Annotated in this window: 10 protein-coding genes; 5 read left to right on the top strand and 5 right to left on the bottom strand. The window is 42.3% G+C overall.

The window, feature by feature from the left end; all coding sequences use genetic code 11:
• Positions 1–18 precede the first annotated feature (18 nt).
• Both RMY32_RS09095 and RMY32_RS09090 read left to right on the top strand, forming a co-directional pair.
• Complete coding sequence (locus RMY32_RS09095; protein ID WP_322710547.1) at positions 19–1,287, top strand: MFS transporter; 1,269 nt, start codon at positions 19–21, stop codon at positions 1,285–1,287.
• Positions 1,288–1,461: 174 nt separating this feature from the next.
• Positions 1,462–2,646: an anion transporter gene (locus RMY32_RS09090; RefSeq protein WP_322710546.1), complete on the top strand. Its 1,185-nt coding sequence runs from the start codon at positions 1,462–1,464 to the stop codon at positions 2,644–2,646.
• A 192-nt stretch (positions 2,647–2,838) separates the two neighbouring features.
• Here RMY32_RS09090 and RMY32_RS09085 read toward each other — a convergent pair whose 3' ends face one another.
• Genes RMY32_RS09085 through RMY32_RS09075 form a run of 3 tightly spaced genes read right to left on the bottom strand, consistent with a single transcriptional unit; the run spans position 2,839 to position 7,040 of the window.
• Complete coding sequence (locus RMY32_RS09085) at positions 2,839–4,227, bottom strand: RNA polymerase subunit sigma-54 (protein WP_322710545.1); 1,389 nt, start codon at positions 4,225–4,227, stop codon at positions 2,839–2,841.
• A gap of 58 nt (positions 4,228–4,285) precedes the next feature.
• Positions 4,286–5,611 (bottom strand): sigma-54 dependent transcriptional regulator, encoded by a 1,326-nt coding sequence (locus tag RMY32_RS09080; RefSeq protein WP_322710544.1) that lies wholly within the window; start codon positions 5,609–5,611, stop codon positions 4,286–4,288.
• Positions 5,604–7,040: a two-component system sensor histidine kinase NtrB gene (locus tag RMY32_RS09075; protein ID WP_409882580.1), complete on the bottom strand. Its 1,437-nt coding sequence runs from the start codon at positions 7,038–7,040 to the stop codon at positions 5,604–5,606. The genes RMY32_RS09080 and RMY32_RS09075 overlap by 8 nt, the downstream gene beginning before the upstream one ends.
• A gap of 168 nt (positions 7,041–7,208) precedes the next feature.
• On the opposite strand from RMY32_RS09075, the gene RMY32_RS09070 reads away from it, so the two are divergent.
• The gene (locus RMY32_RS09070; protein ID WP_322710542.1) at positions 7,209–8,171 is read left to right on the top strand and encodes a hypothetical protein; all 963 of its coding nucleotides are present in this window, start codon (positions 7,209–7,211) and stop codon (positions 8,169–8,171) included.
• Between the two features lie 265 nt (positions 8,172–8,436).
• On the opposite strand, the gene metK is transcribed toward RMY32_RS09070, so the two are convergent.
• Both metK and RMY32_RS09060 read right to left on the bottom strand, forming a co-directional pair.
• Positions 8,437–9,711 (bottom strand): methionine adenosyltransferase, encoded by a 1,275-nt coding sequence (gene metK / locus RMY32_RS09065; protein ID WP_322710541.1) that lies wholly within the window; start codon positions 9,709–9,711, stop codon positions 8,437–8,439.
• Between the two features lie 260 nt (positions 9,712–9,971).
• The gene (locus RMY32_RS09060; protein WP_322710540.1) at positions 9,972–10,976 is read right to left on the bottom strand and encodes a phosphoribulokinase; all 1,005 of its coding nucleotides are present in this window, start codon (positions 10,974–10,976) and stop codon (positions 9,972–9,974) included.
• A 1,221-nt stretch (positions 10,977–12,197) separates the two neighbouring features.
• Between RMY32_RS09060 and petH the strand changes: the two genes are divergently transcribed.
• Positions 12,198–13,544, top strand: a complete 1,347-nt coding sequence (gene petH, locus RMY32_RS09055; RefSeq protein WP_322710539.1) for a ferredoxin--NADP reductase — start codon at positions 12,198–12,200, stop codon at positions 13,542–13,544.
• A 121-nt stretch (positions 13,545–13,665) separates the two neighbouring features.
• Positions 13,666–14,952, top strand: coding sequence for a homoserine dehydrogenase (locus tag RMY32_RS09050; protein WP_322710538.1), 1,287 nt, complete (start codon positions 13,666–13,668; stop codon positions 14,950–14,952).
• Positions 14,953–15,022: the final 70 nt, after the last annotated feature.

Genomic DNA, 15,022 nt, shown 5'->3' with positions numbered 1-15,022 from the left:
AAATACCACTAAAGACTTATGCAAAAAGAGCGAAGACCGAGTAAGAAGAGTTTGCGATCGCTTGATTGCTTAAATGTGTTTCTCGCAGATGTGCGCGATGGTGTTGGGCCATATCTGAGTATTTACCTGAAAGCTTCAGCAAATTGGAACCCTGCCCAGATTGGATTGGCGATGTCAGCTTCGTCAATTGCCACAGTTATTGCTCAAACACCAGCTGGTGCATTGGTTGACAGGCTACGTCAAAAACGGATGTTGATTATACTGGCGGCTGTGTTTGTTTCTATCGGCTGTATTGCTATGGGCTTGTTCCCCAGTTTGCCTGTTGTCCTCGGTTCTCAGATTATGATTGGGATTGCTGCTGCAATTTTTCCACCTGCGATTACTGCTATTACTCTGGGACTCGTAGGACATGAGAGATTAGATAGGCGGGTAGGTCGTAATGAAACATTTAACCATGCAGGAAATCTGCTAGCTGCTACTCTCGCTGGTTTAGCAGGTTACTTTATTGCACGCAAGGCAATATTTTTCCTGGTTGCAGCTATGGCTGTGGGCAGTATTATTTCAGTGAGGATGATTCGCGAAAGAGAGATTGACCACGAACTAGCGCGTGGAGATAGTGAAGAAGGAGAGGAGGAAGATAATCAAAAACATCAGCAGCGCTATGAAGGCATATTGCAATTATTAAGCGATCGCCAAATCTTATTTTTTACTGTTGCAGTAGTTCTGTTTCACTTTGCCAATGCTGCCATGTTACCGCTAGTTGGTCAAGAATTGGCACAGGGTAAAGGGACAAGTGACACAGTTTATATGTCTGCTTGTATCATTGTCGCTCAGTTAGTGATGATTCCAGTGTCTAACTTGGCTGGGCGTTTTGCACATACAGCCAGAAAACCCATATTTTTGCTGGGCTTTGCTGTCTTACCGATTCGAGGAGTGCTGTATACGTTTTCGGACAATCCCTATTTTCTCGTTTCTGTACAAATTCTGGATGGTATTGCAGGCGGGATTTTTGGTGTGCTTTCGGTGTTGATGGTAGCTGATTTGACTAAAGGCACGGGACGCTTTAATCTTACCCAAGGGATGCTCAACACTGCCATTGGTGTTGGTGCGGGTTTGAGCAATGTGTTAGCTGGGTTTGTGGTTAAAAGTGCTGGTTACAATGTTGGTTTTTTGATTTTAGCAGCGATCGCAGTTGTGGCTTTAGCAGTTTTTTGGTTGTGTGTACCTGAAACAAAAACAGGAGTTAATAGAAAAGCATCACATCAAACCGCTTCGGGGAGTCATTAATCATTAATCATTAGTCATTAGTTATTAGTCATTAGTCCAAAATAAACACGTCCACTCTTTAACATGGCTTGAATTAGTCCCATGAAAGACAAAGTTTTTCCACCTACAAGGGGCGAGGTATGCACTAAAATCCAATGACCAATGACTACTTAATCAAAAGCATCTAGCAAAATCATGATTGTTTTCAGATATATCATCATTGGGCTGACTTATATCGGTTTGGGTTTAGGATATCTCCCTGGTTTGCGGATGAACCGAGCCAGTATTGCTTTAGTTGGTGCATCTTTGCTGATGGCATTCGGGGTATTAGACCTCAAAGAAGCATGGCTTGCCATAGACTATAAAACGCTGATTTTCCTGTTTGGCATGATGGTAATCAGCACAAACTTAGCTTACGCTGGTTTTTTTCAACTAACCCTTGATACAGTTACACACTTCACCCGTAGCCCTTTGGGTTTGCTAATTGTTTTAACTTTCGGTAGTGGAATTCTCTCCGCTTTTTTTCTGAACGATACCATCGCTCTAATTTTGACTCCTTTGGTTCTCGGTTTAACCCAAACTTTGAACCTCAATCCTATTCCTTACTTACTTGCCTTGGCGGGAGCAACTAATCTGGGTTCAGTGGCTACCTTAAGTGGTAATCCGCAAAATATTTTAATTGGTTCCTTCTCTGATATCAGCTATCTCGATTTTGCAAAAGCATTGACTCCCATCGCATTAGTAAGTTTGTTGATCCAAATTGGGTTATTGTGGTGGCTTTATCCTGATGTCCGTTCTACTAAATCTTGTCCGAGTGTAACCCCCGCACGTTACCGCATATTTAAACCGTTACTGACTAAAAGCCTATTGATTACCGGAGGATTATTAATTGCATTCTTAATTGGGATACCCCCAGCCCAAGCAACACTTGTAGCTGCTAGTTTACTATTCATTACTAGACGAATCAAACCGCAACGAGTTTTAAACAAAGTGGATTGGGATTTACTGGTGATGTTTTCTGGACTATTTATTGTTACCACTGGAGTAGAAAAATTAGGAATATTGAGTTTATTTAGCAGTTTAGTTTCTACTCCCCTGAACATATTAGGAATTACTGCTCTCCTTTCAAATTTAGTTTCTAATGTTCCGGCAGTCTTGTTACTACAACATTTAATTCCCCATCCAGACACGAAAACCTGGTTACTATTAGCAGCAGGATCTACCTTAGCAGGTAATCTAACTTTGTTAGGTTCAGTTGCTAATTTAATTGTTGCTGAGGCTGTCGCAAAACTTGGTTATCAGTTGTCATTCTGGGAACATCTGCGTTTTGGTCTACCGTTAACTGTGCTGACTCTCATCCTGGCTTATTTTTGGATTTAGTCATTTGTCATTTGTCAAAGGTGCAACGTTCAGGTTCAAAGCTGCAATGTTCAGGTTCAAAGGCGCAACTTCGAGGCTCAAAGGCTCAACTTTGATATTTCAAGAGACTTCCTTGCTTCCCATCTTTTTATAGCTGTAGTCACACTCTTTAAGACATAAGGATGCAGTGAAAGAAGAGAGTTAGCAATAGTTTTACCTCCTGCCTCCTGCCCTCTGCCTCCTGCCTCCTGCTATATCAGTCAACTTGCGTTGATGTGATGACTTTATCCCAGCAATTTTACGGTATTTTGTAACTGTTCTGCGAGTGATTGGCAGACAAAATCGCATTTTCAAAAGCTGGGCTAATTGCTCATCAGTATAAGGATTGGCGGGTGATTCTTCTGCAATTAACTGTAATAGCATCTGTTGGATTTGTTGAGGAGTACGTCCGCCTACTCCTATAGGAACACATAGTGAATGCAACGGAATTATCTGACTGTTTTGGTTACAAACTAATATATACCGTCCCCGCACAATCCGACTGACTGTAGAGTTACTAAGTCCTACCGATTGAGCTACTAATTGCTGAGGGGTAGATACTAAGTCTAATTTATCCCGACTTTGCAAAAAAGCTTGCTGGCGCTCAACTAAAAATTTCCCAACTTTGAGCAGATTTTCCTGCCATTGTTGCAAAGCTGTGAGTAAATTTCTAGCTTTTTGTAATAATGCTTCTAATTGTTGGGTATCTCGCCTTGCTTTTGGTGATTCCTGCAAAAGCTTAATAGCTTCGGAATTTAGACAAAAACGTTGTTTGACTTCATAGGCTAAAGAAATTTGCCAACTTCCAGCTATTAACTCAATTTTTAAATCAGGGGTGACGATGGGAGCATCGCTACCACCAAAGTTTCTGGCGGGACGAGGTTCTAATTCTTGAATTTTATGAATAGCATCGGTGATTTTATCGATGTCAACATTAAAATATTGATGATTTTGGCGCAGTTCTTGCAATAGTAATTGACAATTGTGCTTTGACTCGGAAGAATTACCAATACAATTTGCTATATCTTCTAAATAATTTTTAACTAGTAGAAAAGCTAGGCTTTCCGGCTGGTTTTTGAGTTGTATTAACAAACATTCTTGTATGGTTCGCGTACCAATTCCGGGTGGATCTAAACTTTGGAGGAGAGGAATAACAGCCTCTAGTTCTTTTGCACTCCAGATACTACCATCTGCCCAAACTTCTGGAGTTTCTTCTAAGTAACCTGAGTTTGATAACCACTGAGTTAGATAGGTTAAGGCTTCGCGTTGTTTGTATGGTATTGACAAAGCTGATATTTGTCCAAGAAGATGCTCGCTTAAACTTAATTCCTGGGCGATGGGACTATACCAATTAGGTAAAATATCATCTAAAAGTGCTTCGCTGTTCTGGAAATCAGAATTTTCTACTATAAATGGATTGTGTTTAGATTCTTCTCGAAGATAGTCGAATACTCGCTTACCATCCCACGGCAAGAAGCGAACTAAATACTGTAGAGTTGGGTAAATAACAGTTTGAGTTTCTAAGTGTGTTTCTAGTGTAGATGCTGAGTTTAAGGAATTCATGATACGAACCGCAGAGGACACAGAGAGTTAGGAAAATGGTTAACCCAAAGGTATTGTGCTATAAATTCCATTGTTTCTTTTTTTGCTCAAAGCTTTCGACAGAAATTCCTAATGCTTTGTGGGGTTGTTGGGGATAAAGTGCTAAAGCATGGCGGATAAAGTTTATTTCTAACTGAGCGATCGCTTGTTCTAAGTTCAAATTCATCTGATATTTTTGATTAAAAATGAGATGCTCTAAAAGAATGGTTCTTCCTCCAGAAAAAACTGCTGCTCTCTCTAAAGTATTTTGCAGTTCTCGCACATTTCCTGGCCAAGCATAATCTCTGAGTTTTTCTAGGGCGGTTGAGGTAATTGCTAAATTTTTAATTCCATTTCTGAGAGCAATAGAACTTAAAAAATGTTGGGTAAGTTGTTCTAAATCTTCGGGGCGATCGCGCAAAGGTGGCAGTTCAATTCGTATTACATTAAAGCGATAGTAAAGGTCTTCTCGAAACTGATTCAGGCGTACCAATTGTTCTAAATTCCGATTGGTGGCAGCTAAAATGCGGACATCTACAGTTTTGGTTTGGTTACTACCCAAGCGCTCGAAGGATTTATCTTGTAATACTCGCAACAATTTCCCTTGAATTATCTGGCTCAATTCTCCGACTTCATCTAGAAAAATTGTACCGCCATTGGCTTGTTCAAAGCGACCAATTCGCAAGTGATTCGCTCCAGTGAAGGCTCCTTTTTCGTGACCAAATAATTCTGCTTCTAACAAATGTTCTGGAAGGGCTGCACAGTTAACTTTTACTAAAGGGCCGCGACTGCGAGGGCTAGCATTATGCAGTGTGGAAGCGACCAACTCTTTGCCTGTACCTGATTCGCCGACAATCAAAACTGTGGTGTTTCCTTGAGCAAGTCTACCAATAAGTTTAAAAACTTCTGCCATTTTAGGCGATCGCCCCAACAGTTCTTCTGGTTGTCCGAGATTTTGAATATTTGCTTCACCAATTTGCTCGGCGGATGCTTGGGAATGAGCTAAAGCTTTTTGCGCCAAGTTGACTAAATCTTCTAAATCGAAGGGTTTAGTTAAATAATCATAAGCTCCCAACTGCATAGCTTCAATGGCTGTACGACTTGTTCCGTAAGCTGTCATCACAATTACTGGCAGTTCAAACAAGGTTTTGCTACCTAAAGCTTTCAGAACAGCATTACCCTGAGTTTTGGGCATTTTCAAATCTAGAAACACCAAGTCAGGACGAGATGTGGCACCTTGTTGAATTATTTTCAGTCCTTGCTCTCCGTCTCCCGCCTCTACTACGTCGTGGCCTTCATCTTTTAAAATCTGCGCCATCGCTTGACGCAAGGCTTTTTCATCATCAATAATCAAAATTTTAGCCATCGTTGTGATTCTTCGGTAAGTAAACGCTAAAAACGGTGCAACCCGGTTGAGATTTCAAATCAATATGCCCTCCGTGTCGGGTGACAATCTCGTGGCTAATGGCTAAACCTAAACCTGTTCCTTGGGGTTTTGTGGAATAAAAAGGATCGAAAATGCGATCGCGTTCTTCTGGTGCTAAACCTGCGCCAGTGTCTTTTACCCAAGTCACTAAGTAGTCTTGCTCTTGGCTGACACCAACCTCAACTTCGCTTTCTGGTGGACTTGCTTGGATGGCATTTAAGATTAAGTTAATCATCACCTGTCCTAACTCTCGGTGGCGTAGTGGTACTTGAGGTAAAGGTTCAGCAGCAGAGCGATAAAAAAGTGTTACTCCCTGTTCTTCGGCTTTGAGACGTAATAGACAAACTGATTCAACAGCGATCGCTTCTAGGGAAGTTGTTACCATTTCTTCTTGCTGATTTTGGTCAAAATACAATAGCCGTCGCACCAACATCTCTAAACGGTCTACTTGTTCTAGTAAACTAGCGATCGGTAAAGTCGTAATTCCCTGCTTTTTTAATTGCCGTTCTGTATATTGCAAATTGAGGCGCATACTAGCTAAGGGATTGCGGACTTCATGAGCTACCCCCGCTACCAGTTGTCCCAGAGAAGCCAAGCGCTCAACTCGGTGCAAGCGCTGCTCTAACTCTTGGCGATGGTATTGCATACTATTAATTGCAGTTCCCAACAGTCCCATTTCTGCGGGTAGCGCCGGAATTAGCGAAGCTTTATCCTCTTCCATCGCTTTAATACTTTGCTGGAGTCGCTGCACTCCCCACTGTAGTTGTAAGGCAATATAAAAAGTCCAAACTCCTACAACTAAAATTCCTAAAACTACGAAAACACTTAAAACTTTTTGATTGCTATCTTCTAAACGAGGCATACGTTTCATCGTCCACACTGCTCCCCACAGAGGTAGAGGGTCAGCACGCAGTACCAAGACATCAAGACCAGGGTGCAGTACTAATTCCTGGGGTAAACCTTGGCTTGTCGCTCTCCGAGTCAATTGCAAAATTGTGTCTCGTTCAGCAGGAGGAATATCTTTTTTGGGGACAGGGCCCGCGTGGGTAGGATAGGCATAGCCTAAAAGCTGGTCTTGTTGCAGCAGATAAAATCCTCCTTCTACCCTTGGGAAAGCAGTTAGGGCATCGTTTGAAAGTTCCGCCAACGGCTTACTTGGCTTTAGTGTTTGCCCAAGATTTGATTCCCAAAACAGCTTAATTAGTCTGGTGTTGGCAAAAGCTAGTTCTCTCTGATTTCTGGCAACAACAGCACCTTCTAGACTTTGAAATAGTTGTATTACTAACCATAAAGCAGCTCCACTTAAACCTAAAAAAAGGATGCTGAGGATTGTTAGCTGTCGCCGGAGTGTCCAACGTTGAGATAACACAATAGGTTGCATGGAATAAGGGTTAGAACTTCTAGAAGTGCAAAAACTATGCCAAATTCCAGTTGCTCATTTTTCATCCTGCCTTACTAGCTAACGAGTGTCTTGTATCTATGGCACGAGTTTTGCACTCTAACAGTTCTAGTTAGCAATTAAATTGAATTAAAGCAGATGAATAACTCTAAAGTTCGCATTCCCAAAGAAATTGCTCCCGATGTTTTCGCTCTAGCGGCTCAGTTGTATGCCCAAGAAAATCAAGATTATTCTTTAGAAGAAATTATGCAGGCTGGAGCAGAAGTACAAATTCCTCCAGAGGTGATTCAACAAGCAATACAGCAGATTCAAGCCAAGCAAATCCGATCTCGCGATCGCCAACGCAAGTTAAAGTTAATTTTAACTAGTGGCGGCATCGGAGTCGCAATCGCACTTTTCGGTTTTTGGACGTACAATACTGTTGTTAGTAATGCTACACCAAGCGGGCGATCGCTAGAAGCTAATCTCCCAAGTGCCAATTTAACTAATGCTAATCCTCTAGATATTCCCCCAGCACCCCCACCAGAATTACCCCCCACAGCCGGAACCACTTTCACTGGAGAGGTAAAACAGTATCTTCTCAACCCTGAAGGTAAGGTGGATGGGCTATTACTCAATAACGGGCTACAGGTGAAATTTCCTCCCCAGATGGCGGACAGTTTAGTGCGGATAATTACCCCAAACACGAAAGTGAGCATTTTTGGTGATCCTGGCTTTTCCACTCGCTTTGGACAGGAAGTGAGAGCCAAAAGCATCACCAATTCTCAAACTGGACAGACTTTAGTCGAACAACCTCCCACAACCGCCCCCCAACCACCCAGCTTGAGCAACTACAGTACCTTATCTGCACAGGGAACTGCTCAGAATTGGTTGGTGGGACATCGAGGAGAAATTAACGGCGTTATTATTTCTAATGGCACTATTGTCAAGTTCCCGCCCCATGTAGGCGAACAGCTAACCAGTATGGCGAACATCAAAAACACAATTCAAGCCAATGGATTCGGCACTCGCAATCGTTACGGCCAGATTTTAGAAGCTACAGCATTGTCAGTTAATGGGCAATCTGTATCTTTGCAACCAAAAGCCATCATCGAGCCGTAATACCATTAACAAAAATCTTTGCAACAGATGAATCTGCTGTCAGGGCATTTAGCTTGACAAAGTAGTAGTTTTATACCAATTCTCTAAAATGAGGCAACACATTCAAACCCTGAAAGCCAGATTATATCTGACTTTCTTAATTACGAATTACGAATTGGTATTAGTGGATATTCAGGTGGCTAGCAAAAAATGAGGGTATTGCTAACTTGTTAAGTTGCCAATACCCTCACGTAGATAAATTAAGTTTTTGTAGTAGCTTATAAGTCTAAGTTACTGCCTGAGCAACTGCTGCCGAAAGTGACTCATTTGCTGCTTGCTTCAACAATTCGGCTTTATCGGTCTGTTCCCAAGGCAAGTCTAAATCAGCCCGCCCAAAATGACCGTAAGCCGCGACGTCCTGATAAAAACGTCCGCCTCGTTCACTTGGTAAGTTCCGTAAGTTGAAGGTATGGATAATCCCTGCTGGACGGAGTTCAAAGTGCTTGTTGATTAATTCCAGTAAGGTTTCTTCATCCACTTTGCCAGTACCAAAAGTATCCACTAGAATGCTTGTAGGCCGCGCTACACCTATAGCATAAGATAGCTGGATTTCAACTTTTTCTGCCAACCCGGCAGCGACAATATTTTTCGCTACATAACGAGCCGCATAAGCAGCAGAACGGTCTACCTTCGTGGGGTCTTTGCCAGAAAAAGCGCCGCCACCATGTCGTGAATAGCCACCGTAGGTATCAACGATTATTTTCCGTCCTGTCAGACCAGAGTCTCCTTGAGGACCACCAACGACAAATTTGCCAGTGGGGTTGACTAAAAAACGTGTTTCCTGATTGGGTTTAACGTCAATGTCGCCAAAAACAGGTTCAACCACTGCTGACCAGAGGTCTTGTTTAATTTTGGCTTGTACCGCCGCCTCATCCGTAATTTCCCCAATACTGGCTGTATGCTGGGTGGAAATTAGAATCGTATCAATACCTACGGGGCGTCCATCTTCGTAGACCACAGTTACTTGGGTTTTACCGTCAGGACGCAGGTATGACAGTTCACCTGTTTTACGGACTGCTGCCAATCGGCGAGCAATACGGTGGGCGAGACTGATGGGTAAGGGCATCAGTTCTGGTGTTTCGTTGCTGGCAAAACCGAACATTATACCTTGATCGCCCGCACCAATTTTATCGAATTGTTCATCACTATCTTGTTCGCGGGTTTCTTGAGCGGTGTTAACGCCTTGGGCAATATCGGGTGATTGTTCGTCTAAAGCCAGCAGAACGCTGGTACTGTTAGCAGAAAAACCATTGTCAGCATTGGTATAACCAATTTCAGCAATTTTTTTTCGGGCGAGATTGACGAAATTTACATTAGCTTTGGTGGTTATTTCACCAGTGATTAGCACCAAACCAGTATTAACTACGACTTCAGCCGCGACACGACTGCTCGGATCTTGTGTCAATAGGGCATCTAGAATAGTATCAGAAATCTGATCGCAGATTTTATCTGGATGACCTTCGGTGACTGACTCAGAGGTAAATAAATATCGACGAGACAAAAGAAATTCCTCCATCAAGAGTTTTTTCGTTGACTAAATGTGAGTATTTAGTTCAACTACTAATTTCTGAAATCATAACAATATTTATACTTCAGTCGTTAGTATCTTCTTGATATTGATAAAAACCAGTAACTATAAGGTAAATATCCGTAAGTAAGATAAATGTATGCTAATTACTTTTCATTTTAAATGTATTTAATAACACAAAAAAAGGAGCACCCGAAAGCGCCCCCACAAGCTTTGACACAAACACTGCTGCTTTAAACCTGAATCGCTAACTTTGCTTCCGTAGCTGTCAACCGCTCATAAGCAGCACGCATTTTTAAACCTGTAAGCACTTGGAAGAAACCAGTTCCATTATTGGAACCTGGATACTCGCGGTGCTGGAGTAACAAGTGAGTCAATTCACCCTGATATTTTGTGGATGTATTGCTGAGATGGGTTTCGATATAAATGACTTCTTCCAAGTTGTCAAATTGACCATCCACCTCTAGTACTGAGACATAGCGGCCGTAGTAAACATCTGAACCGTAGTACAGTTGCATACCAGGATAAGAACAGGTCAGCTTGCGTCCACAGGGAGTCCAATTGATTGTTGACCCTTCATCAAATAAGTAAGTTGGATCGAAGCCTTCCTTACCTTCCCGCTGGAGCATACGTACCCGTAAGACTCTACGTTCGGTGTCGTTTTTGATCAAGTTTGTGGGCAATACCTGAAGAACCACATCAGCAAATTCTCTTTGTGGTTCGATAAATTTATCAAAGTCAGGTTTGCGGGAATTAATTTGTGCTAACACATCTTCGTAGCGATGACCGCGTTCAGCCATATCTCGCTGGATTTTCCAGGCAATTTTGACCTCATCGCTAATGTCAAAATAAACACTGAAGTCGATTAGCGATCGCACCCGCTCATCATATAAAGGATGCAGCCCTTCAATAACTATAATGTGATTCGACTCGATCCGCTCTGGCGGATCGAGCAAGCCGGTTTCGTGGTTATAAATCGGCTTATCAATCGCTTCACCACTTTTGAGCGCTTTAATTTGCTCATACATCAGATCAAAATTGTTTGCTCTAGGGTCTAGTGCTGTTATCCCCGTTTCTTTACGCTGTTTGCGATCTAGGGAATGATAGTCATCCAAGCAGATGACTGTCATTAACTCTTCACCAAACAAATCGATCAAACGACGCAAAAACGTAGATTTACCGCATCCAGAGTCTCCGGCTACTCCAATCAGTACCACGCGTTCCGGCTTTCTTGTCATAAATCTCCTCTAAAATACTAAAGTTGTGTCAATAATTTTTCACACAGCAGATTCTGAAGCCAGGAGTTTACCCCTTTGGTTTATCCTGCGTTCTTGCTACCTAGCACATCTATAAGACACCAAGCAAGTAGACAACAAAGTAATTAAGTTGCTACTCGTCGGACTAGCCTGAATGTTGGTGCCGGTAAGTATTTAATCCTAGTGATATATTTGATTTTAACAGAAGGGGGTATCCCATACAAGATTGCTGTCAAGAAGAATTAACGTGGTTCCTCAATCATTTTTTGGTTAATTTAGTTGTTAATTTAAAAATGGGGATCGTTACTGCCCATCAGTGTTGCACCTTTATCTGTCTGCTACTTGTGACTCTATAGAATCAAGCGTATAAGGTATAATTTATTATTGCAGTAAAATTGCCGCAAATTTTCTAATGTTCCTAAATTGTAATTGCTGCTCGACAACACTTAATATATTCAAAGCAAAAATCTATCCAACGAATGAGGAAATAACTTGCATTACCCAAATTGTTGGCTGTAAATTGATGAATATGCTCGTATAGAAGCGTTGACGTTATGGCAAAGTACTGATGCAAGGTTGACAGATTTTTCACATCAAGTGAAACTAATTACAGTTGCTGAAATTATGATTGTCTATCTCGTGATATTTGTGGCTGGAATTGTCCTAGTTATGTAATTGTCCATAGATAGGTAATGAAGATAGCTAACAACATTCCAGAAGAGTAGTAGATTTGGAGTAGTAAAACCAATTGGAAGAAAACCTTCCTAGCTTGACATTCTCCGATTTAAACCCCTGGAGTAAGCAAGCACAAGGGAAGCTTGTAGAGGGTTACTTCAAGCGGTAGCTTCCAGCGATCGAACTAACCCTCCGAGAATATATACTATTATGAGTTGATCGTAGGGTACTAAGGTAAAAAGCTATCTCCCTAATAGGGGTGGTAGTTAACGAAAAAAAGATTAAATTGATTCATTATTAACATTCTCCACAAGACTTATCCTTTACCTTAGAAGGTGAACAGGTGTGTTTTTTGCTATGCCTGCATGTCTTTGGTGAGTGTACTTAGCAAGGCATTAATTTAATGATGCCGTTTTTCCTTCTTTCTCCAGTTTTGTGAAACGAAAATCCGGTAAACTAAAGCTGGCAAGGTAGGGGAATAGTTTTTTTTGAAAAACGGTTAAGTAAATTATCGGAGTGGTATAACGAATGTACAATCAAGGTGCTGTTGAGGGTGCTGCCAACACAGAATTAGGTAGCCGCGTCTTCCTTTATGAAGTAGTGGGTTTGCGTCAGAGTGAAGAAACCGACCAAACTAACTACCCAATTCGGAAAAGTGGCAGTGTGTTCATCAGAGTGCCTTACAACCGCATGAATCAAGAAATGCGACGTATCACTCGTCTAGGCGGCACAATTGTTAGCATCCAGCCTGTAACTGCTCTAGAGCCAGTTAATGGTAAAGCCTCACTTGGGAATGCTAATAGCTTTGTCAGCGAGTTAGCTACATCTGGGGAAACTGCTAACAGTGAAGGGAATGGTAAAGCCACACCTGTAAAAGCTGATAGTGAAACCAAAGGCTTCGCTAAACCACCAGCTGAAGAACAGCTCAAGAACAAGGACAAGAAAGGCAACACCATGACTCAAGCGAAAGCCAAAAAAGACCACGGTGACGTTCCTGTTAACACTTACCGTCCCAATGCTCCGTTCATTGGCAAGGTAGTATCTAATGAACCACTAGTCAAAGAAGGTGGGATTGGTATTGTTCAACACCTGAAATTTGACATTTCCGCCGGGGATTTGAAGTATATAGAAGGTCAAAGTATTGGGATTATTCCACCAGGATTAGACAAGAACGGCAAGCCAGAAAAACTTAGACTCTATTCCATCGCCTCAACTCGTCATGGCGATGATGTGGATGATAAGACAGTATCACTGTGCGTCCGCCAATTAGAATATAAGCACCCAGAAACTGGCGAAACAGTCTACGGTGTTTGCTCTACACACCTGTGTTTCTTAGAACCAGGAGCAGATGTAAAAATTACAGGGCCCGTGGGTAAGGAAATGTTGTTACCCAACGATCCTGATGCTAATGTGATCATGATGGCAACCGGAACAGGTATTGCCCCCATGCGAGCTTATCTGTGGCGTCAGTTTAAAGATGCAGAAAAAGCAGCTAACCCAGAATACGAATTTAAAGGATTCTCTTGGCTAATATTTGGTGTGCCGACAACTCCAAACCTTTTATATAAGGAAGAACTGGAAGAAATCGAACAAAAATATCCTGATAACTTCCGCCTCACTCCTGCCATCAGCCGCGAACAAAAAAATCCTCAAGGCGGTAGAATGTACATCCAAGACCGCGTAGCAGAACATGCTGATGAATTGTGGCAGTTGATTAAAAACGAAAAAACCCACACATACATCTGCGGTTTGCGAGGTATGGAAGAAGGTATTGATGCAGCCTTAACTACTGCTGCTGCCAAGGAAGGCGTAACCTGGAGTGATTACCAGAAGCAACTTAAGAAAGCTCATCGCTGGCACGTAGAAACATACTAAATTAGTCATTAGTCATTTGTCATTAGTAAAGGACAAAGGACAAATGACAAAGGAAGCAGGATAATCAGTAGGTAGGGCAAACGCTCTACCTACAATTGTTATTGGTTAAATTGGGTGCAAAATGGGTGTGAAACTAGGAATACTGGGATTAGGCACCGTGGGAACGGGAACAGTGCAGTTGTTGCAAGATAGTGCTGGGCGTCACCCATTGTTGCAAGAGATAGAAATTTATCGGGTGGGAGTCCGATCGCTAGATAAACCTCGTGCAGTAGAATTGTCTACGGAAGTAGTAATAACAGACTTAGAATCAATTGTCAACGACCCGGCGGTAGATATAGTTGTCGAGGTAATGGGTGGATTGGAGCCGGCGCGATCGCTCATTCTCAAAGCTTTAAGTAATGGTAAGCATGTAGTCACAGCCAATAAAGCAGCAATCGCCCGCTTCGGAGCAGAAATTTTCACAACTGCCAATCAAGCAGGCGTATACGTCATGTTAGAAGCCGCCGTGGGTGGTGGTATTCCAGTGATTCAACCCTTAAAGCAATCTTTAAGTGTTAACCGAATTCATACTGTAACAGGCATCGTTAACGGTACAACTAACTACATCCTGACGCGGATGCAAACAGAAGGCAGCAACTTTAATGATGTCTTAGCTGATGCCCAGCGCTTGGGTTATGCTGAGGCTGATCCCACTGCTGATGTGGATGGCTTAGACGCAGCTGATAAAATTGCCATCCTGGCATCATTAGGCTTTAGTGGACGCATCAACTTACAAGATGTTTATACTGAGGGCATTCGGCAAGTGAGCAAAACAGATATTGCCTACGCCGAAAAATTGGGATTTGTGATTAAATTGTTAGCGATCGCTAAACGTGATACTCCCTCATCTTCTCTTTCTGTCAGAGTTCATCCTACCTTAGTGCCTCGAACCCACCCTTTGGCTAGCATCAACGGCGTTTACAATGCCATTCTTGTTGAAGGAGAACCCATCGGACAGGTAATGTTTTTTGGCCCCGGTGCTGGTGCTGGTGCAACTGCTAGTGCTGTCACTTCGGATATTTTGAATTTAGTTGCTGTCCTCAAAACTAATACAGCAGTTACAAATCCATTATTAACTTGTGGGCATCAAGAATACTGCCAAATTGCGCCGATGGCAGAATTGATAACTCGATTTTACGCCCGTTTCCTCACCAATGACCAACCCGGAGTTATCGGTAAATTGGGTACTTGCTTTGGCGACTATGGCGTTAGCTTAGAGTCAGTTGTCCAAACAGGCTTTCAAGGGGAACTAGCAGAGATTGTGGTTGTCACCCATGATGTGCTAGAAGGAAATTTTAGGCAAGCTTTGGCAGAAATTCGGGAGCTGTCAGCGATTGAAAGCATTCCCAGCTTACTGCGCGTACTTTGAGATTGTTGGGAGTCAATATTATTCAGTTAAGGTAAGAGACGCGATGAATCGCCGTCTCTACAAAAGACTG

It is taken from the genome of Nostoc sp. ChiSLP03a (assembly GCF_034531215.2).
Classification (GTDB): domain Bacteria; phylum Cyanobacteriota; class Cyanobacteriia; order Cyanobacteriales; family Nostocaceae; genus Nostoc.
The sequence above is the reverse complement of the archived record's forward strand: the minus strand, read 5'-3'. Positions and strand labels throughout refer to the sequence as shown.